Origin of the sequence: Corynebacterium sp. MSK012, from assembly GCF_030232435.1 — a bacterium.
Taxonomy (GTDB): domain Bacteria; phylum Actinomycetota; class Actinomycetes; order Mycobacteriales; family Mycobacteriaceae; genus Corynebacterium; species Corynebacterium jeikeium_D.
In genome coordinates, this window is the sequence record NZ_JASPJU010000006.1 from 37,406 (window position 1) to 60,716 (window position 23,311).

Consider the following 23,311-nt stretch of genomic DNA (forward strand, 5'->3'; position numbering starts at 1 on the left):
TCCTGTAACTCACTACAGGGATTTTAAGTTTTGTCCTTGTGAGAATAGTGCAGGCGAGTACGCGACGGCGAACCCACCTACCGCTATGTGCCAGATTCTAGTCTGAACCTTGGAAAAAGTTAAGGCTAAGGGATTTTCCGGCTCACTTCCCCACTCAGCTAAGCACACTATTAGTTTCCTGAGAATTGTCTTAACCTGGGCTAACGCCTATTTAGCAGGAACCGTCGAGGCTAGGACTACTACCCCCGTGTGTGTGCTGTCACCAGAGTGAGGCTCGATGCGGAATGTTCCCTACACCTGTGCTTTTAGAAGTCCCAGTCCTCATCCTCGGTTACTTCAGCCTTACCCATGACGTAGGAAGAGCCGGAACCCGAGAAGAAGTCGTGGTTTTCGTCAGCATTCGGCGACAGGGCCGACAGGATCGACGGCGAAACGCGAGTCTCGTCGGCCGGGAACATACCCTCATAGCCCAAGTTGTTCAGAGCCTTGTTGCCGTTGTAACGCAAGAAACGCTTGACATCCTCGGTCCAACCGAGTTCGTCGTACATCTCTTCGGTGTACTGAATCTCGTTGTCGTAGAGATCAAACATGAGGTCGAAGGTGTAATCCTTCAGCTCGTCACGTTCGGCCTGGGTCAGACGCTCCAGGTTGCGCTGGTACTTGTAACCGATGTAGTAACCGTGAACTGCCTCATCACGAATGATTAGGCGAATAATGTCCGCGGTGTTGGTCAGCTTGGCGTGGCTGGACCAGTACATCGGCAGGTAGAAGCCCGAGTAGAACAGGAAGGACTCCAGCAAAGTGGAAGCAACCTTCTTCTTCTGCGGATTATCGCCCTCGTAGTAGTCGAGGATAATCTTGGCCTTCTTCTGCAGGTACTCATTCTCCTCGCCCCAACGGAACGCATCCTGAATTTCAGGAGTCGACGCCAGCGTCTGGAAAATCGACGAGTAGCTCTTTGCGTGCACCGATTCCATGAAGGCGATATTGGTGTACACAGCTTCCTCGTGCGGAGTCAGCGCATCTGGAATGAGTGATACTGCACCTACCGTGCCCTGGATGGTGTCAAGCATGGTCAGACCAGTGAACACGCGCATCGTGGTGCGCTGCTCCAGTGCGTTGAGCGTATTCCAGCTCTTGATGTCATTCGACAGCGGCACCTTTTCCGGCAACCAGAAGTTACCGGTCAGACGATCCCAAACCTCGAGATCCTTATCATCAGGAATCGTGTTCCAGTCAATAGCCGCAACTGGGCATGCACGCGACTCTGGATTCTTCTCACGGTGGGCCGGAGTCGAGGGTGGGCAATCATCGAAACTCACGTGGAAACCTCTCCCTTTTTCATTGATATTGCCGTTTTTCGAACACACCTTATATATAAGGAACGTCCTTCACTCTTTACGAGTTCAAACAGCGACTGCAGCGGTGGCTATTCCAGCCTTGTCCCACTACAAAACGTCAGGCTCCCGATGAAAGGAGCCACTACCCTTAGCAGCTTACCCACACCCGCATTATTAAGCACGCGGCCTAGAAGAAATCGCCCCACTTGCCGAGTCTTGTTCCCGGTGCCCCTCCCCTAACCCCACGTCACACAAAGAACAAGGTGCTTGACGACGCAATGTCCGTCGTCAAGCACCAAGCGCAAGATGTTGCGCGAACCTAGGCGTGAACCTTCTCTCGGTTTTCCGCCGTGTCGTTGATGATGCGGTCGGAGATGACGTACACCAGCAAACCTACGACAGCCATGAGCGCGAGCAACCAAGCGATGGTAGCGGAGACCCCTTCTGCTTCAGACTGCGCGATGGAGAGGGTGCTGAAGAAGGCCGGTCGAGAATCAACAAGCATGGCCGTTAACGCGATGCCAACCGGGACGGCAATGTTGATCGTCAGATTGTAGAAACCGATTGCCACACCGGACTTGGCGGCAGGAATGTTCTGCAGTGCGGTCGCGACCAACGGCGCATACATGAGCGCGAACCCTGATGGGAACAGAATCATGGAGACGATAACCGTGGCAACACCGGCCCCCGGCAGCACTGCGGGGATGAGCAACGCCACGATGATAATGCTGATAGCTGCGACAATGGCCTGCTTCGAGGGCAGGAACTTGGCAACCTTGCCAGACATTACACCGACGATGACAGCGCAGAGGTAGCCCGGCGCGAGGATATAGGCAGCACCGTCGAGATTGATGCCATAGAGCTCGTCGACCATGTACGGCAACAGAATGGCCGAATACCCCAACTGGACCATGTAAACCACGAGCACAACAATCAGCGCGCAAACGTAGCGAGCATTGGTAAAGAACGACGGGCTGACCACGGCGTTGTCGTGCGCCCGGATATGCCAGACAAAGAGCGCGACACCCAGCGCAGCGGCCACCAGCCACCACCATTGGAACCGCTGCATGAACAGCATCACCGCAGTGGCGATGGCCGCGATGAGGAACAGGCCAAAGATATCCAGGTGACTCTTCTGCTGCTGCTCCTCCGGAACTGTCTTGATCAGGAAGGGAATGGCAACTATCAGAATGAGCGAAATCAGGAACATAGCTGGCCAGGAAATGTAGGTAGCCACGATTCCCGAGGTCAACGTTCCAATCAGCAGCGCGGCTTGGAAGGCCGCGGTGGAAAAGCCGAGGTAGGTTTTCTGATCTTCTGGGCTTAGGTACTTGGTGACATAGATGACGTAGAGTGTCTCAGCCGCCGCCAGGCCGGCAGTTTGAATAATGCGGGCAGTAAGCACGATTGGCCATACCCCCTGGAAGAAATAACCCAGTAGAGAGCCCACGGCGACGAAGCCGATACCGACAATCATCAATTTGCGGATACTGATGCTGTCCGCCAATGCGGCGTACACCACCGCTCCAATGCCAATCAAGATACCGGCGAGTGTCGCCTGCAGACTGGCCGTGGAGACACTGAGGTCCAGAGATTCCGCAATCGGCTTGGTCATGAACTTAAAGCCATTGTCCAAGACCAAACAGAATACAAAGGAAAACAGCAAGACCGGGACTGCGGCCTTAGGGTTTGGCGCGGCAGCCTTGGATGCTGCGCTTTCACGGGGATTCACGTTCAAGCTGGTATTGCTGGCGGGATTGCTCATCGCACTGTACCTATTTCACACTTCAAGCCAATTGATTGCGGACCAGGACACTAGAGTCGAGCCAGCGGCAATGCCAGCTCCATCATCGTCGTGAAGGCCTTCTCACGTTCTTCCGGAGTGGTCTTTCCACCGGTGACGATGTTGTCCGACACAGTGAAGATTCCCATGGCCTCCACACCGGCCTCGGCGGCAGTGGCATAAAGGCCAGCTGATTCCATCTCCACCGCCAGCACACCCATGCGTGCCCAACGATCGTTCACATCATCCTGGAAGTTGTAGAAAATATCGCTGGACAAGATGTTGCCGACGTGCGTAGTGATGCCCTGCTCACGGGCGCGATCGCGAACATCTTCAATCAGACGGAAAGATGCGGACGGGGCGAATGTCCCCGGCAAGTTGTACTGCGATAGAAAATTGGAGTCCGTCGACGCCGTCTGGCCGATAACCACGTCATACAGGTCCAGCTCCGGCTGCAACGCGCCGCAGGAACCGACGCGAATCAGCTTCTTGCAGCCGAAAACATGGATAAGTTCCCAGGAGTACAGCGAGATAGACGGAATGCCCATACCGGATCCCATGACGGACACTTCCTGCCCCTGGTAGGTGCCGGTAAAGCCCAACATGTTGCGAACTTCGTTGAACTGAACGACATCATCCAAATAGGTCTCCGCAATGAACTTGGCACGCAGCGGGTCACCTGGCAACAAAATGGTTTCTGCAATCGGCGCACCCTTTGGGTTGATGTGTGGAGTGCTCTTACCAGTGGTATCGGACATGGCTTCCAGCCCCTTCCCCCACTAGCCGTGGGTGAAAATTATGCGAACATTGGTGTACCACTGCCCAGGTTAATTACCTGGATTACAACCGTCAATAGTGATATTTACATTTGTTCCCAATTGGGTGGAGCGACGAAAAAGGCGCGAGAATCTCCCGGCAAAACTCGGGGAAATTCTCGCGCCTTCAATGCGCTACAACTGAAGTACTAGATGCCTAGCCCTCAAGCACGCTTGCTTAAAGCATGCAGGATACGCAACCCTCGACCTCAGTACCCTCCAGCGCAACCTGACGCAGGCGGATGTAGTACAGAGTCTTAATACCCTTGCGCCATGCGTAAATCTGCGCACGGTTGAGGTCACGAGTGCTCACCGTGTCCTTGAAGAACAAGGTCAGCGACAGTCCCTGGTCAACATATTTGGTAGCGACCGCGTAAGTGTCAATGATCTTCTCGTAGCCGATTTCGTAGGCGTCCTGGAAGTACTCACGGTTGTCATTGTCCAAGTGCGGAGCCGGGTAGTACACGCGACCGATCTTGCCCTCCTTGCGAATCTCAATCTGAGATGCAATCGGGTGAATCGACGAGGTCGAGTTGTTGATGTAGGAAATCGAACCGGTCGGCGGCACTGCCTGCAGGTTGCGGTTGAACAGGCCGTACTCCATGACGTCGGCCTTCAGTTGCGCCCAGTCCTCAGCGTCCGGAATGTGCGCGGTGGAGTTCTCGAAGATCTCCTTGACGTGCTGAGTCTTCGGCTGGAACTCTGCCGGATCGAAGTTATCGAAGTACTTGCCGCTAGCGTAGTCGGAGTTCTCAAAGTTGACGAACTTCTGACCGCGCTCGCGAGCAATCTTGTTGGATGCGCGCAGGACTGCGTAGAGCACTGCTGCGAAGTAGGCGTTGGTGAAGTCCAGGCCTTCTTCCGAGCCGTACATAATCTTCTCGCGACCAAGGTAGCCGTGCAGGTTCATCTGCCCCAGGCCGATGGCGTGAGATCCGTCGTTGCCCTTGCGAATCGATGGCACCGAGTCAATAGAAGTCTGCTCACTGACCGCAGTCAGGCCACGGATGGCAGTCTCGACAGTGCGACCAAAGTCCGGCGAGTCCATGGTCATCGCAATATTCAGCGAACCAAGGTTACAGGAAATGTCCTCACCCACGTGCTCGTAGGACAGGTCCGCATTGTAGGTCGACGGGGTGTTGACCTGCAGAATCTCCGAGCAGAGGTTCGACATGTTAATGCGGCCCTCAATCGGGTTCGCGCGGTTAACCGTGTCCTCGAACATGATGTACGGGTAGCCGGACTCAAACTGAATCTCAGCGATGGTCTGGAAGAACTGACGCGCGTTGATCTTCTGCTTACGAATACGCGGGTCCTCGACCATATCCGCGTAATTCTCGGTGATGCTAATGTCCGCGAACGGCTTACCGTAGACACGCTCGACATCGTACGGGCTGAAGAGGTACATGTCGTCGTTACGCTTGGCCAGCTCGAACGTGATGTCCGGAATGACAACGCCGAGCGACAGCGACTTGATGCGAATCTTCTCGTCCGCGTTCTCACGCTTGGTATCCAGGAAGCGCATGATGTCCGGGTGGTGCGCGTGCAGGTAGACAGCGCCTGCTCCCTGGCGAGCACCCAGCTGGTTAGCGTAGGAGAAGGAGTCCTCCAGCAGCTTCATAACCGGGATGACACCGGAAGACTGATTCTCGATGTGCTTAATCGGAGCGCCCTGTTCACGCAGGTTGCTCAGCAGCAGCGCCACACCACCGCCGCGCTTGGACAGCTGCAGCGAGGAGTTGATGGCGCGGCCAATGGACTCCATGTTGTCCTCGATACGCAGCAGGAAGCAGCTCACCGGCTCGCCGCGCTGGGCCTTACCGGAGTTGAGGAATGTAGGAGTAGCAGGCTGGAAGCGTCCGGCGATGATCTCATCAACCAGGTGCTGCGCGAGCCCCAAGTCGCCGTCGGCAAGCGTGAGAGCAACCATGCAGACACGGTCTTCGTAGCGCTCCAAGTAACGCTTGCCGTCGAAGGTCTTCAGTGTGTACGAGGTGTAGTACTTGTAAGCACCCAGGAAAGTCTGAAAACGGAACTTGTGGGCGTAGGCCTGCTTAAACAGTGCCTTGACGTCCTCAAATTCGTACTTCTCCAGAACCTCGGCCTCGTAGTAATGGTTCTCTACCAGATAATCGAGCTTCTCCCGCAAGTTGTGGAAGAACACAGTGTTCTGATTGACATGCTGCAAGAAGAACTGCCGCGCAGCCATGCGGTCTTTATCGAACTGAATCTTGCCGTCTTCACCGTACAGATTCAGCAGCGCATTGAGCGCGTGGTAATCCAGCTTGTCCTCACCCACCGGCTCCGCGACCTGCTTGCCCATTTCCGACACGTTGACTCCTTTAATATTCATTTGCCTGCACAGGGTCTGTTCCAACACTGCCCAGAGCAATCCAATCTAGCTATTTTCCTCGCACACCGCTTTACGACGGCTTCCGCGAGCGTATCCATTCGGTTGTCCTCAGTGCCCCTTCCCTCGACACTGAGGCTTGCCAACTTAGGCGCTGGCTCTACCGTGGAAGAATTCCTCTAGCCCTTCTCGGACTCGCCGCACATCGTGGTCGGTTCCCATCAGCTCGAAGCGATATAGATATGGAACCTTGCACTTGTAGGAGATGACATCCCCTGCTTTACAGAAGTCCTCACCGAAGTTGAGATTGCCGGCAGCAATCACACCTCGGATGAAAGAGCGGTTGTGCTCATTATTAAGAAATTTGATGACCTGCGGAGGAACTGGCCTTGAGTTACCACCGCTGATGGAAACGCCACCACCATAAGTCGGACAAATGAGGACATAGGGCTCATCGACGATAAGCTCCGGCTCATTACGACGGATGGGAATGCGGGCATTTTTGATACCTAGCTTTTCAACAAACTTGTGTGTATTCCCCGTCGCCGAGGAGAAATACACCACCAGCATGAGAGCTTCACCCTTTACATCGCAAAACCCCCGCAATCTTCGCTTCCCGGGTGGTCAACGAAATCTGCGGAGAGGTGTGTGATTCTTACGCTGCCTGGAGAGCCTTGATGCGATCCGGACGGAAACCCGACCAGGTCTCAGTGCCAGTGTCAACGACCGGCGCCTGGAGGTGACCGAGAGCCATGACGTAGTCCCGAGCCTCATCGTCCATGGTGATGTCGACGATATCGTAGGCAATTCCAGCCTTATCGAGGGCACGAGTGGTAGCGCGGCACTGGACACATGCAGGCTTGCTGTAAACGGTAACCATGACTCTCACAAACTTTCTGGCTTTGGGTAAGACCAATGAATCGGATCGACTTCGTACAAACAACGGAAGCGGCCGAGGAATCAGCGGATTGGTTGAATGACCGAAAGCTCCCAGGGTTCATGAGAAACCGAGTACGGGTGGCAGACAGGTCCTTTTAGCTCTCCTTGGCTCGACATCGAAAACACTACACTTGGTGCCTAGAAAACTCTAGTCATACTAGATGTAGTACTCACAACCATGGTATTCCCTGTTCGGAGATCTCTGGCGCACAAGATGTTGTACACAGACGCACCACAACCTTGTAATTTCACGCTAAAAATTCTAGAAAATCGTAGAAAAACAACTATCGGTGGATTTTGGTTAAACCAATTACTGCATGACGCCCCGCAGCCGACCGCACCGATTCCAGGCGCCGCAGTGTCCCCGCCCTGCCTTTGTCCCTCCCCTACCCAACTTCGGATTCCGCAGCGATCTCAAAAATCGCGGGCTGCACATATGAACACGGGCTGCACATATGAAACTGTGCGAGTTTATGACACTTTCAAGCCAATTTTCGGGCCAATTTTGACATAAACGCAGTCAGTAACTTCCATCGCCCCACCGCCCCCAGCCATAAACGCTGTCACCGCCTGAACCTACCTCCTCCAAAAACCAAAAACCGCAACCTTTGGCCACAGTAAAACTGCGACTTCAGATTGCGGTTTTGGCAATAAATGAGGAAGCTATTTGCTTCGCGCTAGCCTAAATAAGGCTTAGCCCTGACGGGCCTTGAAGCGCGGCTCCTTCTTGTTGATCACGTAGACCTTGCCACGACGGCGCACGACCTGAGCGCCCGGCTTGTTCTTCAGCGACCGAAGGGACTTGCGGACCTTCATTCGGGCGCTCCTTTCTACTCGGCTCCGAAACGGGAATGTGCACACTGCACTCTCCCCGGACAATCACCCCAGTGACTGCCTGGCAACGCACCCTTCCTGATAATCCGAAGAAATATCAAAGAGGATGCGTTACGACACGAGTTGCCATACTACCTAATAAGCGGAATAACTCCAAAAATCCGGGGAAACATGTTCTTTGACGGGCAACCCCAAGATCGCGACTCCCCACGTTGCAACTGCTTCCACTTCTCTACTTGGCAGCGGCAATCATGTACTCGCGGACCTCGGCAAGCGTCTTACCTGAGGTCTCCGGCACCGCCTTGATGGTGAATACCAGCGCAATTGCGCCCGTAATGGCAAAGAAGAAGAACGACCACGCACCACCGACAGCATCCACCATCGGAAGAAAAGCCTGCGCCACAAACCAATTCGCAACCCATAGCGCGAGCCCTGCCAGCCCCATACCCAGGCCACGAGCCTCTGTCGGGATGATCTCGGAAATCAGGAGCCAGGTCGCCACCGACACAGCCGCCTGCTGAAACACGATAAATACGGTCATCAGCAGAAGCGACATCATGGCACCCGTCGAAGAGTTACTCGACAAACCATAGACGGGCGCCAGCACGAGCAGCGAGCTTGCACAGCCCACCAAACCGATAATCAGCATTCGCCGACGACCAACGCGGTCAATGATGCTCATACCAATTGCACACGAAATCACCGAGGCGATACCGATGATGATGGAGGTATAGACAGAGCTTTCCGTCGACAAGCCAACCTTGTTCATCATCGTCGGCGCGAAATACATAATCGCGTTCGCGCCCGTGACCTGTTGCGTCACACCAATGAGCATCGCAATAATGACGGTGCGTCGCACCCACGGGGTTTTCACGGCAAGGCGCTCGGCTGCACGCTGATCGGCGCTTGACGACGCCTCATCAACGGCAACCTCAGCCAGGGTCGCCTCATCTCCCTGCATCTGACGCAGCACGGCCAGCGCCTTGCCCTCCTGTCCTCGACGGACGAGGTAGGCCGGAGTGTCCGGCAGAACCAGCATGCCGATGAGCAGCACGATGCCGGGGACAGCGCCGAGTCCAAGCATGAGTCGCCAGTTACCGGAGGAGGCTAGGGCGGAGTTGGTGAGGAACGCCACCAGCTGACCAATCACGATCATCAGCGAGTTCAGGCTGACCAGGCGTCCACGCACATGCGGTGGTGCCATTTCGGAGATGTACATCGGTACGACGATGGAAACACCACCGATACAGACGCCGAGCAAAGTACGCGCAGCACCCAGCGAAAACGCACTAGTAGCGAAAGCACACCAGATACTGCCGATGATGAAGCCGACCGCTCCGAGCAGGATGGTGCCACGGCGCCCCAGGGAGTCCGCTACGCGACCGCCCAGGAACGCACCGATAGCCGCACCGACCAAGAGCATGGCGGTGACAGTGGACTCCTGTCCTGGAGTCAGCTCAAAAGAGCGCTGGATATACAGCAGCGCGCCCGAGATGACACCGGTGTCGTAACCAAAGAGGAGGCCGCCCAGAGCGGCGATGATAGCCACGGCTATCGACCGAGTTGTGGTGGTTTCCCGGTTCGGTCCAGTCTTATTCTGTTCGGTTGTACTCACGCTGGAAATCTTGCCACCGTCCGGCCAAAGACCCCCTATCCGAACAGCACTTACTCGATAAAGATGAGAGTTTTGGCACTCTTCTGGCAGGAAAATCATCCCTTTTCCCGTCCTGAACTAGCGGTAGAGTGAGGCTCATGACACCAGTAGGCACACAGGATTTCCCACACCCCCTCCAGTCGGAGATTATTAACGACCTCCACGTCCAGCCCACCATCAATGCCGCCGAGGAAATCAGCCGCCGAGTCGATTTTCTCTGCGATTATTTCCGCGCCGCGCACGCCAAGGGATTCGTGCTCGGAATTTCCGGCGGTCAAGATTCCACGCTAGCCGGACGTCTAGCGCAGTTGGCCGTCGAAAAGCTTCGCGACGGCGGCGAGGACGCCACCTTCATTGCCATTCGCCTCCCCCACGGCGTGCAGGCCGATGAGGACGACGCACAGGTGGCACTGCAATTCATTCAACCTGACCAAAGGCTAACTATCGATATCGAACCGGCCACCGCCGCGATGACCGCCCAGGTCACCGATGCCCTGGCCGGCAGCGCTATCAGCGACTTCAACAAGGGAAATATTAAGGCCCGCATGCGCATGATTGCCCAGTACGCAGTGGCGGGTGTTGACGGCGCTTTGGTCATCGGCACAGATCACGCCGCGGAGGCTGTCACCGGCTTCTACACCAAGCACGGCGACGGCGCCTGCGACCTCGTTCCGCTGCAGGGGCTGAGCAAGCGCCAGGGCGCGGCCTTACTCCGTCACCTCGGCGCACCAGCCAGTACGTGGGAGAAGGTGCCGACGGCCGACCTGGAAGAAGATCGCCCTGCGCTTCCCGACGAAGTTGCACTCGGGGTGACCTATACCGCCATCGACGACTACCTCGAAGGCAAGGCCGTCTCAGATGAGGATGCCGCGCGAATCGAGTATCTCTACTCCATTTCCCGGCACAAGCGAGCCGTCCCTCCCGGACCGGCCGATTCCTGGTGGCGCTAGGCTACTGCCCCGGGCCACCGATCCAGCGTCCCGGACAGAGCAGCAAACCCCTTAAGAGAAGGCCTCCGCGCCAGCGTCCCAAATAGCCCCAACTGCGGCCAAGCTGTCTGCCGCACCGGCTTCAGCGCTGGGTTCCAGCGCAGGTGAACCATCCTGGACGAGCTCGGCGGTCACCAAACCGTGGGCGAACGCCCACATGGCCAATCCCTTAGGCTCATCGCCGGCAACCTTAATGAATGCATCACGAATCCAGGCATCCAACGACGAAGGCGAGACGACATTCACGAAATTAGTGCGACTCATCAGCCGGTAACCATGCGGATCGTCGAGAACTGCCTGGCGGTACGCCTGCAGCAGAGACGCCGAAGTGCATTCCTCATCAATGGCAGCATGAATACGCTTGCCCAGATTCTCGAGGCTCTCGGTCAGCAGCAGCTGAAGGAGCTCTTCTTTGCCGCTGATGTGCTTGTACAGCGATGGCGCCTTCACATCGAGCCGCGCCGCTAGGCGGCGCATGCTGATAGCACTCCAGCCCGATTCGCGCAGCATCGCGCGCGCTTCATCTACGATCTTCTGCATACGTGGGGACTGCCTGCGCACATCGGGCTGCGCTGGCACCCCATCGGTCGATTCTATGGTGCACGTCACATTTGCGACTGTAACGCGTTGAATCTCACTTAGGGCGCTTTTGGGTAATTTAACCCAACAATTTTTAAAAAAACAGCTAACGGCGGTGCTCAGTCACTAAAAGCTGCCTTTGCACGCTGCTATCTCTGCTTCACGACGGAGCCCCCACCGTCGTCAAGCAAAAGCGCCGTATGCCGCCGCTACGCTTCGTAGCGATTCGGCTCCTCCCCGAGGTGGAAATGGCGACCCGAAACATTGTTCGGGGTAATGCGCACGTAGTTGTACTTCAACGTCGGCAGCCAGGGCTTCAGCGGCAGCTCATCTGCAGCGTTAATATCAGCGCGGGAGGTGAGAACCTCTGCGTCCCCCTTAACGATGACCGACCAGGCCTTCTGAGCATCCTTGTCAACAAAGTCGGCCTCAAAAAGAACATCGTGGTTCAGAGAAACAGTAAAGAGCTTCGACCCCTCGGCAGTGCGGAAGTAAATGTTCCCCTCATGAACGACGTAGTTCAGTGGGAAAAGATCCATATCGTCTTTACGACGAACAACCAGTCGCCCAAAAGTCTGCGTAGCCAGCAGCTCAAGGGATTCTTCGGTGGACAGTTTCTGAATAACGGAGTCGTTGTGTGCCATACCCCCAGTATTCCACCGTTCAGACAAAGTTGCTACAGCCATACGGATTACCAATCATTGAGGTAAACGGCGAGCACACTACCCAGGGGCAGATACAAGAAAACCCCCGGTCATAACGACCGAGGGTTTTTCTACTGGTGGAGCTAACGGGGCTTCACGAAAAATCCGCTCCCCTGCAGGTAAACAGGCATTTCCCAAAACTCACTGCGCCGCGCGTGCCAAATTTATGCCAAATCCGCGGACGTGCCACCGCAAAACACCAGGTCAATTTTTCGCCACCACACCCGCCCGGCGCGACGATTACACACCCCGCCGCCATATGGGAAACATGGCCTAGCCGTCAGCAACCGTACGACAAAACCGCCCCAGCGCTTCAGGCAATAGGCCAACAGATTCCTACCGCGAATGTTCAGCCTCCTATAGGTTCACCCCCGCGCCGGGCGTATCCCCCATTTCTGCTTCCAGTTCCGCGCGTACCGTAGCTTCAGCTATCCCTATGAGGTTATCCACGACGGTATCTAGGTCGAGGTCTTGGTTACCGGCTATCTCGACACGTTGGGGCATGTCCAGGCCGAGTAGCTTAATCCGTCGATCAATAACGCTTAGGACGATTTTTGCGCTGTTCGTGTCCCCGTTGAGCGCGTTTTCCCAGTGCGCTTGATTCAGTGCGTCTAGCCGGGCGGCTTCTAGCTTGCGTAGTTCATTGGCTTCTTCTTTGGGTATGTCTGCCAGTGCGGTTGCTACGTCAGTGTGTGCGGTACCGAGGCTTACCCCGAGTGCCCCGGCTATTTCCCGGAAGGTCGCGCCCGCTAGTCGTAAATCGAGTGCTTTTTTCCGTCGTTCTTGGATTTCTTTTTTCTGTGCAATCGGCGTGTTCATTGCCGTGCCCCTTTCTTCTTGTTTGCGGCTTTCTGCCGTTAGCGCCTATGACAAACCCTTGGGGTGCCCGGCGCGTCAGCTTTCTTATGTTGGTTAGGACGCTTATTTTCTTACCCCCTGTCCTAAGTGTCCTATGTGTCCTATGTGCTGGTCAGCGCGTTTTTTAGTGTCCTATGTGGTGTCCTATGGTGTCCTATCTTCGTATCCGGGGTTAGGACAGTTAGGACGGGATAGGACGGTAGTTAGGACAGTGGAAACTGCCTTCTACCTGGGGTTAGGTCAGTTAGGACAGTTAGGACGGGGTTCTAAGTGAGTACACAAAGGCCTGCCATGCTTCGCCCTTGCCGATAACCCAACACTGCTCATCGACGTAGCGAATAGCTTTAGCGTCTACCAGTTCCGCAATCATGTCCTTAGCGTCATTACGCCACCTGCGTTGAGGGTTGGTAATCGTGCTTACACGCACCTGCTCACTGTCCCGTAACTTGTCGTAGACCAATTGATGTAAGCGTCCCCTACGTGTTGCGTACTCTGTTTCTTCATGCTCTATCTGTTTGACCACGGCTGAGGTCTGCAGGCGTTCGTTACAGGATTCACGTACTTTCTTTGAGTACGCTACGAGTGCGCCCGCGCGCCGCCAATCATCATCGGTAAAGCCTTGTTCTTGCGCGTGGCCGCTAAGTATCGCTAGTGACGCTGCCAGCCGTATTCGGGCTAATACCAGGTGCGAGTCAAGCCCTCCCGTATGTCCCTTTTCCAGCCTTAAGCGGCTGTTTCGGTTTACGAGGCTACGAGCCGTGTTGCACGCTTGAATTACCGTCCCCGCTTTAGGGAATTGCACAACCTCCAGTTTGGGGCTGTGTCCGGGCACCTGTGCCGGTAGGTTGGGGTCAAGTAACTCAGTCCACACAAACCGGTGGGGTAATCCATCATCGGGATTATCCAGTAGCGCCCCCACCTTGCCGCGCTGCGCCCCGATAATCAGGCCGGTGGAATATGTGCCCCCTTCTACGGTGTCCACACTGTTTTTCGTGGCATTACCCACCGTGCTACCGCTGTAGAGCTTCAGCAGATTTGCCCTTAGCGTTGCTCCGTCGCGCTTCATCAATGTTTCGGCGTTACTGATTTCCGTCTCTGTAAACAGCACGCGGGGGTTGGGCTTGGGAGCCGGGTCGTCTTTATCCACCACGGGCGGAACAAACGCGGATACCAGCGATTCGCCCGAGCCTAACGGTCGCTCTTGCGGTTCCTGTGGAAAACCGGTGCGCTCCATCGAGTAAGCATTAGCGGACTTGTTAATCACGGTGTCTTTGCCCATACCGGAATCACCGACCAACACCAGGAAAGTATTCAGCGGTGTTGCCCCTAGCCCTGCGTCAACGGTAATAGGGTGGCTAGCCGCCGCAATGCGGGTTAGCGTAACAAGCAGAAACGCAATCGGTGATACGTGGTGAGCACGGGCGTAATCCCGTAGGGTGCATAGCCTGTCCGAACCGTCGAATACGTCCCTATGTAGCTGCTCCCACCCCTGCGCGGTTAATACCGAGTCCAGTGGAATATCCGCACCGGCTTCAGACACTGCTTCTTGCGCGGGCTGCATAATCTTTTTTACGTCCTTTGTGGTCATTTTCTTTTATGCCACCGCCCCGCCCGCACCGGGAACCGACCCCCGGCATTGATCGATAAGCCCGGCGCGCTGTCCTGCGTCTTGGGCTTGCTGAAGGTGTTCTATTGCGCGGCCAATGCCGGTAAGCGTTGCGGTGTCTAGACACTGCTGTGTCTGTGCCTGCGCTGCCTGTAGGTGCTGGAAAGCTGCTTGGCTAGTCAGCTGTGCAAGCGCGTTGTTAATCAGCCCCAGCTCTGCCATACCCAGCGGGTGGGCACTGTAGCCGTTGCTGTTGCTAATGCGCCGCCATACCCGCGTGCCTGTGCTGTGCTGCTTTTCCTGCAGGCGTTGACCAAACTGCACCATATCCACGCGTTCCGAGGCATTACTCGTGTTGATGTGTTCCTCAGCGCATTCCAGCAGTACGAGGTACGCCGGGCGATACAGACGCGGGAAATCAGTGGCCGTTACGCCGCGTCGGGCGGTAGCGTACTGCACCATTTCAGCGGTGGAGGATACAAGTAGGGCTAATGCCTCTACAGCTAGTGTTTCCCACACGCTAGGCATGCTGCGCCGTACTTGGTTACGATAGGGGTAACAGTTTTTTTGAATTTCCCTGCGTTCGACCGGCGCGGGGTTTTTCTTTGTGTCCACGGTTAGAAACCCCCGAAATCCGTGCTCTGGGATTGAGCAAGGGAATCCAGTTCATCGAGGTTCACGCGCAAGGTACGCGGGGTGAGTTTGTAACCGGTGATTGTTCCGGCGTTAATCATGCGCCGGATAGTTTTGGTGGATACTCCCCAGTGTTCCGCTGCCTGTTTTACTGTGGCCGGGCGGGTACATGGCTTTGAGTGGGTTACAGGATTCGGCATTGCCGTCGCTCTTTCTGCGCCCATTTTGGGCATGCAAAAGCGCAACTCACACTTCATACGAAATCTAAGTTGCGGAATGAGCGTCAACGGCAAATGCCATTGCCGAGCAGTGCGTCACCGCTCTGCCATCGGAGGGGTATTTGAATCTCCCTGTCCACAGGTTAGCACAACAGCCTTATTGAGTCTGCGAGTACGCCGCGATAGCCCTCTGCAACTGAGACGCGTCAATCTCTAAACTCCCCTGTGGAGGCTTCGCCGATTCACGAATCACTATGCGGTCTACATCGTTGCTTATAAGCCGTTCAAGCGTCTGTGCCACAAGTTCAGCCCGGTATCTCCCCGCCCCCGGAATCTGCACCATAAAGGCCATATCCATTTGCCCCACGATTTTTAGCGCCTCATCGTCGCGGTACGCGCTACCCTGCTCTAGATAATCGTGCTTCTTCACCGCCTCCGTGGTGTCCAGCGTGTTCTTGCCTTCACGGGCAACACGTTTCCCAAGCGCTTCGGACTTCACTTCTTTAATCGAATCTGCCCACACCCATTTACGACTAGGGGCAAAGTGAATACAGCCCACAATGCGCCGCCGCTTTAGCTCTGCTCTATCGCCGCGTACATACACGTGCCAGCATTTTCCATCGTTGCTAGTCATTACTCTCCCGCCTTAATAGTGGGGCTAATACTTGCGTCCACAACGTCCATAAGCTCCGTTGTCCGTTCAGCACGTACCTGCATGTAAATCTTCATGATTGTGTCAAGATCGTTGTCTCCCAGAATCTTGGCAATCTCTTTTACGTGCGCTCCCTTTTCCGCTAGCCGGGTCACTAACCAGCGCCGCCCCGAGTGAGGTTTAATCTGCTCAGACACACCCGCCCGCTTAGTGGTGCGGTCTAGCACCGACCTGTAGGACGTATCCATCAACATCGCCCCCTTGTCGGTTGTGGTCAACAGCCGCGTCGGGCGGGTACCTCCCCCGAGGTCTGCAGCAAGGTTCACGGATACGGGGGCGGTAGCAAGGTTCACGGATACGGGGGCGGTAGCAAGGTGGTTAGCTATGTGTTCCCATAGCACCGACACCATTGACGGCATAAAAGGAACCTCCCTGTTACCCGCCTGGCTCTTAGGCTTTTGCAGCAACATGTACGTGCTACCCCCGTCCGGTGTAATCCGTTGGGCGTTCTGCCTAACCCGAATCGAGTACCGAGGGGCATACGGAATCGGCGTATCGGAAATAACATCGTCTATCTCCAGGGCGATTGCCTCCCCGAGACGCAACCCGTGGAACAAGCACAGCACGGTCAGCAGCTTGTACGACGGCTTCATTGCGTCCACTACCGCGTGTAGCTCTTCCGTCTTTGGCAGATACGGTAATTCCCGCTCTACACGCCGTTTAGCGGCCGCTATCTCTACCGGGTTACGGTCTATCAGCTCACGCCGCACCGCTTCTTCACACGCCGCGTTAAGCCGCACATAGGCCTTGTGGTTAGTTTCCGGGGTGGCATAGGCGCGGGTGATACCGTCCCACCACGAATAAATGTCAGCTTTGGTTAGTTCCACAAGGGGAATATCAGCAAGCCGTGTAACGTCCGGGTCTTTGTCACCGGGTGGCCGTGGGTCAGTAATGCGGTTGCGGACGGTACGCCGATAAGTCTGCAGCGTGGACGCGCGGACTGTAAGGCCGTCGTGATACTGCTCTAGCCAAGCTTTGACTGTGAGGGCGTGGCGCTGCTTCTCTAGCTCCTTTTCCGCCGCGCGCTGCTCTGGCGGTGTCCATTCACCAAAGGCGATTAACTTTTCTTCTTCATTGAGCCAGCCCCGTGCCAGCCCCCGAGTCTTAAAAGTCCGGGGTGCCTTGCACTCAACTCCCGCGTACTTGTAGCGAGCTTGGTATCTGCCAGATGGAAGTGGCCGAATATTGCCGAATTTCATGCCGCCCCGCCGCCTTTCGTGCCAAATTCGTGCCAAATTTTTTCTGAAACGTGCCAAATTTGTGCCACTTCAAAGCCTACCCGTGCCCACACCTGGCGCTCTACACAAACCCAAAAACGCGCTACTATCAGGGCAGATACAAGAAAACCCCCGGTCATTTCGACCGAGGGATTTCCTACTGGTGGAGCTAACGGGACTCGAACCCGTGACCCCCACACTGCCAGTGTGGTGCGCTACCAGCTGCGCCATAGCCCCAGAATCAACATCGAAGTGGCTTTCACCCTCCGCTGTGGACTCCTCAAAGGCTACATGGCACTGTCATGTATCACCAAATCCGCATGTAGAACACTCTTTTACGTATTCGCCGAGTGCCCCAGAGTGGATCTGCCGAACATGAACTGAAGATGAATCGTGTGAGCGTGCACGGAACCTAGCGCAGGGCCACCTTGACCCACTGCCCCAGTCCGCCATCACCGGAAATGTTCTCCAGAATATCCTTGCCATCGACAAAGACGTGCGGTGAGGAAACCTTGCCCAAGCGCTTCTCAAGGTCATCGAAGTTGGCATTTGCGCTTGCCTTAGCCTCGGTGGTGTCGATGCCGGAACGGACTTCGCTGACAATTTCGTCAGCAACACCGAGCTGCTCCAGACGGTCAGCCAACTCATCATCGCTCCACGTGACAGAGTTCTGCTGGTCAGCCATCATCATCGTGCGGAAGTTCCAATATGCGCGAGCATCACCGGTCTCAGCAATCTTGCGGGCAACCGCGAAGACGCGAGTGGAGTGACCGTCACGCTGCTCCTTCTCCTGACCATCCAGGAAGTTCAGCGTGCGGTATTCAGCGACAAGCTTGCCGTCGTTTAGCGCCTTGAGCTCATCATCGTGGCCCTCTTCGCTCATCTGAGCACAGTAGTGGCACGAGTAGTCCTCAAAAATCGTGGCTGTTTTAGCCCCTTCGGCGCCGTCCTTGCTCAGTCGGATGACATCGCCGTCGAGTGCGACGGAGAAGTCGACGTCCTCATCTGGCAGTCCCTCAATCGGCTGCGACCGGCCGATGTAGATAACGCCACCAATAACAACTGCAACGACAGCAAGAAGAGCAATCAGGCCGACGACGAAGCCACTGCCCTTTTCATTTGGATTCTTAATCTTCTGACTCACACCGCTTACGATAGCGGTGTTTTCTTGCCAATGACACAATTGCGCCTGAGAAAACGGAAATGGTTGTTAGGCCGCATCGCTAGGCCCCATCACCTTGCCCCATTCCCCTGGCCTATCCCCTAGGCTTCCCCTCTAGCCAGCGGACTAGGCGTAAATGGCAAACTTCTTCCACGGCCACACGTACACAAATACAGCCAAGGCCAGAAAACCGATGTCTCGGGCGATTGACTTTAGATATGAAACCGCGTCAGCGTTCTCGTCGTAGCCACCGCCACCAAAGCAACCGCAGTCAATCTGCAGGCCGCGCGCCCACGCCGAGATAATGCCGCCGATAAACACCAGCAAGAGCGCGCCAGACAACACCGCTACCGGGCGCAGGAAAAGCCCCAATACCAGCAGGAGTCCAAGGATGACTTCGAAAGCGGGCAGCGCAACCGCTACCATCGGCACCAAATCGCTCGGCAGCAGCTCATAAGCTTGAACTGCCTGACGCGATTCCAGCGGGTTCAGCAGTTTGATAAGACCCGAGTACAACCAAACTGCAGCCAGGCCGAATCGTGCCACCACGCCTACGAAATTCTTCATACACAGAAATGTTAGTACAGGCTAACTGTTTACAGCTAGCCCAATGGTTACCGATTACCCGTTCAGGACTGCCGAGACCACGTCCTGCGCCTCAGCCTGAACCTGTGCCAGGTGATCCGCGCCTTTGAAGGACTCCGCGTAGATCTTGTACTTATCTTCAGTGCCCGACGGACGCGCCGCGAACCAAGCGTTCTCCGTAACCACCTTGAGGCCACCAATCGCAGCGCCGTTGCCCGGTGCTTCAGTCAGTTTGGCTGTAATGGTCTCCCCTGCCAGGGTGTCGGCCTTGACCTGCTCCGGCGAGAGCTTCTTCAGGATTGCCTTCTGCTCACGGGTTGCGTCCGCATCGGTGCGGGCGTAAGCCGGGGCACCGTACTTATCGGCGAGTTCTGCGTAGAGCTGCGATGGAGTCTTCTCGGTCACAGCCTTGATCTCGCTGGCCAGGAGGTCCAGGATGATGCCGTCCTTATCGGTAGACCACACAGTGCCGTCGTGACGCAGGAACGATGCACCAGCGGATTCTTCACCGCCGAAGCCGATGGTGCCGCCGAGCAGACCCGGGACGAACCACTTGAAGCCGACTGGAACTTCCACGAGCTTGCGGCCCAAATTGGCAACGACGCGGTCAATCATCGACGAAGACACCAGCGTCTTACCGACCGCGGTCTCCTGCGACCAGCCCGGACGGTGCGCGAAGAGGTAGTCAATGGCAACGGCCAGGTAGTGGTTCGGGTTCATCAAACCCGCGTCCGGTGTCACAATTCCGTGGCGATCGGAGTCCGCGTCATTGCCGGTGGAGATGTCGAACTTATCGCGGTTACCAATCAGGGACGCCATCGCATTCGGCGAGGAGCAGTCCATACGAATCTTGCCGTCTGTATCCAGCGTCATAAAACGCCAGGTCGCATCAACCAGCGGATTGACCACGGTCAGGTTTAGGTTATGCGCATCGCCAATTGCGCCCCAGTAATCCACCGACGCACCACCCATTGGGTCGGCGCCGATACGCACGCCGGCATCACGGATGGCGTCGAGGTTGACAACATTCGGCAGGTCCGACACGTATGCGTTGAGGTAGTCGTGCTTTACGACGAGGTCTCCGGCCTTATCCACCAGCTGGCGCTTAACCCCATCCAGGCCCTTAGCCAAGTATTCATTAGCACGAGCTGCAATCCAGTCCGTCGCATCCGCGTCCGCCGGACCACCGGTCGGCGGGTTGTACTTAAAACCACCATCCCGTGGCGGATTGTGGGAAGGGGTAATCACGATGCCGTCGGCACGCGCGGCGCTACTCCCCGTCGGACCTCCCTCCACGTCGCGGTTGTACGTCAGAATCGCGTGGCTGACTGCCGGAGTCGGCGTGTAGCGATCCTGAGCGTCAACCATCACGGTGATGCCGTTGGCCGTGAGCACCTCGAGGGCGGAAATCATTGCCGGCTCGGACAGGCCGTGGGTATCGCGACCGACGTAGAGCGGACCTTCAATGCCCTGGCCCTTGCGGTAATCCACGATTGCCTGAGTAGTGGCGTGAATGTGGTCTTCGTTGAAAGCGCCGTCGAGGGAGGAACCGCGGTGACCGGAAGTACCGAAGACGACCTTCTGGTCGGGGTTATTCGGGTCCGGGTGCTTTGTGTAGTAAGCAGTGACCAGTTCCGCGACATCGATAAGGTCGGATGGCTGGGCCAATTGCCCGGCGCGCTCATGAGCCATTGTGGGTATCCTCCTGCTGAATCGGCGAACTGCGCAACCACCGATTTCACCGCCGACGAGCCGGCCGGAATGGGGAAACCGGACTTAAATGCGCTTCCTCTTCCCCAGTGTCCCCGTTTTAGGGTCAGCGCGCATGGCAAGAACCACTCGGTAAGGCAAACTCGCCCCTGCAATAGGGTGCAGTAGGTAGATTGTCGCGTGCCGACGGGAACACCTCCTGGTGAAAGATTCCGAATTGTCGGCGCCTACCTCCCCTTTCGCCACTGTGCTAGCGTTTTCACCGTGAATGAGGAATCTGTCGTTGCGAAACTGCCATCAGCAGGACGGGCGCAGGTTCTCATGGCCCTGGTTGTCGCCGGCGGTGCCGCTATTGGCGCGGTAAGTCGCTTTCTGCTCGGCGCGGCAATCGATGCGATTGTGAGCTCGGGAACTAGCGCAGTTTCGACCACTGCCATCAACTTGTTGGGCTGCTTTCTCTTCGGCCTGGTCAGCAGTATCGCGTTTGCTAATCCTCGGCTTTCCGCTTTCTGCGGTACTGGCTTTTGTGGCGGTTTCACCACTTTCTCCGCATTTGTCATTCTCTTGTTGGTGCAAGCGGACACGTCAGTCGTACTGATTGTGAGCGTCGGACTTATTCATCTGCTGTGCTGCCCTCTCGCCTACTGGTTGGGCACCAAGTGCGCACGGGAGGTCGCGGAATGACCGGCGATCTCCTCGGCTCTTTTTCCTCGGCACTCTCTGCCATCCTCGCTATCGCAGTTGGCGCGGCAGTAGGTGGAGCGCTGCGCTATGCGCTGGCCGAACTTGCGGTGAAGTGGGCTGATTCCAAACTACCCGGAACGTGGACCGCGAATATGATTGCCTGCTTCGTCGCCGGTGTCGCTGCTGTGGTGTGGTCGCGGGGAACGTCGATAAGCAATGGCATGACGCCTGCTCTGGCCTATGCGACGGTAATGATTGGCTTCGCCGGCGGCCTGTCGACGTGGTCCACACTCGCCGGAGAGATCGTACGCCTTAAGAACCAACACTTTTGGAGGGCATGTGGGTACCTTGCTCTCACACTGATTGGCGGAATAGTTTTTGCTTTCGTCGGAATGTGTTTACCCCCACTTGTGGCGAATTAGTAGCACAATAATCATTTTCTGAGAAATTAATGATCGAATTTAGGCTTTCTACCAGTAAAGTTCCACAGCATGGAAAGCTTCAGCGATTTTGCCTCAGCGGCGGATAGTTTTATTTGGAGTCCGTATCTCCTGATCCCCGCGCTGATCGGCACCGGAATCATTTTGACCATTCGCCTGGGTGCAATTCACCTGGTCAAACTCGGCCCGGCACTGCGCCTCGGACTCATCGACCGTAACGACGAAGACGCCGAGGGAGATATCACCAACTACCAGGCGCTTGCGACGGCTCTCGCGGCAACAGTCGGTGTCGGCAACATTGTCGGTGTCGCTACCGCGATCGGCCTGGGTGGACCCGGTGCGCTGTTCTGGATGTGGGTGACCGGCCTGCTTGGTATGGCATCGAAGTACTCCGAGGCATTCCTGGGTGTGAAGTACCGTCAGGTCGATGCAGCTGGCGAACAGTCCGGTGGCCCGCAGTACTACCTGCGCAAGGCCATCCCGAATGGTTTTGGTAAGACGCTCGGTATTCTCTTCGCCGTCTTTGCTGCGCTGGCAGCGTTTGGTATCGGCAACCTGACCCAGGGCAATGCCGTGGCCTCGAACCTGGAAAACAGCTTCGACATCGATCCGACGCTCTCCGGCATGATCATGTTCATCCTGGTAGGTGCGGCGCTGATGGGTGGCATTAAGTCGATTGGCCGCATCACCGCCGGCTTTGTGCCGATGATGATTGTGCTCTACATCGGTGCGGCCGTGTGGGTGCTCGTCGCCAATGTCTCGGCGCTGCCCGAGACCTTCAAGCTCATCTTCACCGATGCTTTCACCGGCACCGCGGCCGTTGGTGGGTTCGCAGGCTCCACGCTCATTCTCGCCCTGCAGATGGGTGTTGCCCGCGGCCTGTTCTCCAACGAGTCGGGCCTGGGTTCCGGTGCTATCGCCGCTGCCGCCGCATCGACCACTCACCCGGTTCGTCAGGGTCTGGTCTCCATGACTCAGACCTTCATTGACACCATCATCGTCGTGTCCTTCACCGGCCTGGTTATCATCAGCACCGGTGTTTGGCAGGATGGCAACGTCGACACTGGCGCTCTGACTGCTGAGGCATTCTCCCGCGGTCTACCTGGCCACTGGGGTGGCACAATCGTCACGCTGTCGGTTGTCTTCTTCGCATTCTCCACCATGCTGGGCTGGTCCTACTACGGTGAGCGCGCATTCGAGTCCCTGGTCGGTCGCCGCGGCACCGGTCTCTACCGTGCGGTCTTCACCTGCGTAGTCTTCGTCGGCGCTGTTACTCATCTGGAAACCGTCTGGTCCGTCGCCTCGGCTCTCAACGGCCTGATGGCGCTACCGAACCTCATCGGTCTGATTGTCCTGTCCGGGCTCATTGCGCGCGAGACAAAGGCCTACCTCAAATTTGACCCGCAGTTGCGCGCAACGGCGGCAGAGATTGATAAATGGCAGTCTCAGCAAAACTTCGAGGCCTTCAGCAAGAACTAGCTGAAACTAGCAGCTGCTCG

23 protein-coding genes and 1 tRNA gene are annotated in these 23,311 nt (G+C 56.3%); 4 read left to right on the plus strand and 20 right to left on the minus strand.

The window, feature by feature from the left end; genetic code table 11:
- Positions 1-305: 305 nt before the first annotated feature.
- From nrdF to QP977_RS05045, 8 genes are all read right to left on the minus strand, one after another.
- Positions 306-1,322: a class 1b ribonucleoside-diphosphate reductase subunit beta gene (gene nrdF / locus QP977_RS05010; protein ID WP_016422253.1), complete on the minus strand. Its 1,017-nt coding sequence runs from the start codon at positions 1,320-1,322 to the stop codon at positions 306-308.
- Positions 1,323-1,659: 337 nt separating this feature from the next.
- Positions 1,660-3,105 (minus strand): MFS transporter, encoded by a 1,446-nt coding sequence (locus QP977_RS05015; protein WP_101739171.1) that lies wholly within the window; start codon positions 3,103-3,105, stop codon positions 1,660-1,662.
- Between the two features lie 50 nt (positions 3,106-3,155).
- Positions 3,156-3,881 (minus strand): purine-nucleoside phosphorylase, encoded by a 726-nt coding sequence (gene deoD / locus QP977_RS05020; protein ID WP_038627983.1) that lies wholly within the window; start codon positions 3,879-3,881, stop codon positions 3,156-3,158.
- 235 nt (positions 3,882-4,116) lie between these two features.
- Positions 4,117-6,261: a class 1b ribonucleoside-diphosphate reductase subunit alpha gene (nrdE, locus tag QP977_RS05025; protein WP_172620253.1), complete on the minus strand. Its 2,145-nt coding sequence runs from the start codon at positions 6,259-6,261 to the stop codon at positions 4,117-4,119.
- Between the two features lie 174 nt (positions 6,262-6,435).
- On the minus strand, positions 6,436-6,858 hold the full coding sequence (gene nrdI, locus QP977_RS05030) for a class Ib ribonucleoside-diphosphate reductase assembly flavoprotein NrdI (protein ID WP_049181994.1): 423 nt from the start codon (positions 6,856-6,858) through the stop codon (positions 6,436-6,438).
- Positions 6,859-6,943: 85 nt separating this feature from the next.
- On the minus strand, positions 6,944-7,168 hold the full coding sequence (gene nrdH / locus QP977_RS05035; RefSeq protein ID WP_005511161.1) for a glutaredoxin-like protein NrdH: 225 nt from the start codon (positions 7,166-7,168) through the stop codon (positions 6,944-6,946).
- A gap of 752 nt (positions 7,169-7,920) precedes the next feature.
- Entirely contained in the window at positions 7,921-8,043 is a 123-nt protein-coding gene (gene ykgO, locus QP977_RS05040; RefSeq protein WP_005511141.1) for a type B 50S ribosomal protein L36, read from the minus strand.
- Positions 8,044-8,293: 250 nt separating this feature from the next.
- Positions 8,294-9,775 carry a sugar porter family MFS transporter gene (locus tag QP977_RS05045; protein ID WP_141744329.1) on the minus strand — a complete coding sequence of 494 codons (1,482 nt, stop codon included), beginning with the start codon at positions 9,773-9,775 and terminating at the stop codon, positions 8,294-8,296.
- 38 nt (positions 9,776-9,813) lie between these two features.
- Between QP977_RS05045 and nadE the strand changes: the two genes are divergently transcribed.
- Entirely contained in the window at positions 9,814-10,665 is an 852-nt protein-coding gene (nadE, locus tag QP977_RS05050) for an NAD(+) synthase (protein WP_070545790.1), read from the plus strand.
- 51 nt (positions 10,666-10,716) lie between these two features.
- Here nadE and QP977_RS05055 read toward each other — a convergent pair whose 3' ends face one another.
- The 12 genes from QP977_RS05055 to pgm form a co-directional block, all read right to left on the minus strand.
- Positions 10,717-11,313 (minus strand): TetR/AcrR family transcriptional regulator, encoded by a 597-nt coding sequence (locus QP977_RS05055; protein WP_224784081.1) that lies wholly within the window; start codon positions 11,311-11,313, stop codon positions 10,717-10,719.
- Positions 11,314-11,492: 179 nt separating this feature from the next.
- Positions 11,493-11,927 (minus strand): pyridoxamine 5'-phosphate oxidase family protein, encoded by a 435-nt coding sequence (locus tag QP977_RS05060; RefSeq protein WP_070549916.1) that lies wholly within the window; start codon positions 11,925-11,927, stop codon positions 11,493-11,495.
- 417 nt (positions 11,928-12,344) lie between these two features.
- Positions 12,345-12,806 carry a hypothetical protein gene (locus QP977_RS05065; RefSeq protein ID WP_284847187.1) on the minus strand — a complete coding sequence of 154 codons (462 nt, stop codon included), beginning with the start codon at positions 12,804-12,806 and terminating at the stop codon, positions 12,345-12,347.
- A gap of 292 nt (positions 12,807-13,098) precedes the next feature.
- Positions 13,099-14,433: a hypothetical protein gene (locus QP977_RS05070; RefSeq protein WP_284847188.1), complete on the minus strand. Its 1,335-nt coding sequence runs from the start codon at positions 14,431-14,433 to the stop codon at positions 13,099-13,101.
- 6 nt (positions 14,434-14,439) lie between these two features.
- The gene (locus QP977_RS05075) at positions 14,440-14,970 is read right to left on the minus strand and encodes a hypothetical protein (protein WP_284847189.1); all 531 of its coding nucleotides are present in this window, start codon (positions 14,968-14,970) and stop codon (positions 14,440-14,442) included.
- A gap of 98 nt (positions 14,971-15,068) precedes the next feature.
- Positions 15,069-15,341, minus strand: coding sequence for a helix-turn-helix domain-containing protein (locus tag QP977_RS05080; RefSeq protein WP_306297367.1), 273 nt, complete (start codon positions 15,339-15,341; stop codon positions 15,069-15,071).
- 118 nt (positions 15,342-15,459) lie between these two features.
- A complete protein-coding gene (locus QP977_RS05085; RefSeq protein WP_284847190.1) occupies positions 15,460-15,936 on the minus strand; it encodes a hypothetical protein in 477 nt (158 codons plus the stop codon).
- On the minus strand, positions 15,936-17,213 hold the full coding sequence (locus QP977_RS05090; protein WP_284847191.1) for a tyrosine-type recombinase/integrase: 1,278 nt from the start codon (positions 17,211-17,213) through the stop codon (positions 15,936-15,938). The genes QP977_RS05085 and QP977_RS05090 overlap by 1 nt, the downstream gene beginning before the upstream one ends.
- 179 nt (positions 17,214-17,392) lie before the next feature.
- Positions 17,393-17,468 (minus strand) — tRNA-Ala (locus QP977_RS05095).
- Between the two features lie 175 nt (positions 17,469-17,643).
- Positions 17,644-18,375 carry a DsbA family protein gene (locus QP977_RS05100; RefSeq protein ID WP_070429782.1) on the minus strand — a complete coding sequence of 244 codons (732 nt, stop codon included), beginning with the start codon at positions 18,373-18,375 and terminating at the stop codon, positions 17,644-17,646.
- 144 nt (positions 18,376-18,519) lie between these two features.
- Entirely contained in the window at positions 18,520-18,960 is a 441-nt protein-coding gene (locus QP977_RS05105) for a MauE/DoxX family redox-associated membrane protein (RefSeq protein ID WP_048733317.1), read from the minus strand.
- Positions 18,961-19,014: 54 nt separating this feature from the next.
- The gene (pgm, locus tag QP977_RS05110) at positions 19,015-20,670 is read right to left on the minus strand and encodes a phosphoglucomutase (alpha-D-glucose-1,6-bisphosphate-dependent) (RefSeq protein ID WP_048733320.1); all 1,656 of its coding nucleotides are present in this window, start codon (positions 20,668-20,670) and stop codon (positions 19,015-19,017) included.
- A gap of 282 nt (positions 20,671-20,952) precedes the next feature.
- On the opposite strand from pgm, the gene QP977_RS05115 reads away from it, so the two are divergent.
- From QP977_RS05115 to QP977_RS05125, 3 genes are all read left to right on the plus strand, one after another.
- Positions 20,953-21,372, plus strand: a complete 420-nt coding sequence (locus QP977_RS05115) for a fluoride efflux transporter FluC (RefSeq protein WP_224784093.1) — start codon at positions 20,953-20,955, stop codon at positions 21,370-21,372.
- Positions 21,369-21,794, plus strand: a complete 426-nt coding sequence (locus QP977_RS05120; protein ID WP_049172850.1) for a fluoride efflux transporter FluC — start codon at positions 21,369-21,371, stop codon at positions 21,792-21,794. The genes QP977_RS05115 and QP977_RS05120 overlap by 4 nt, the downstream gene beginning before the upstream one ends.
- Before the next feature lie 69 nt (positions 21,795-21,863).
- A complete protein-coding gene (locus QP977_RS05125) occupies positions 21,864-23,291 on the plus strand; it encodes an alanine/glycine:cation symporter family protein (RefSeq protein ID WP_048733326.1) in 1,428 nt (475 codons plus the stop codon).
- Positions 23,292-23,311: the final 20 nt, after the last annotated feature.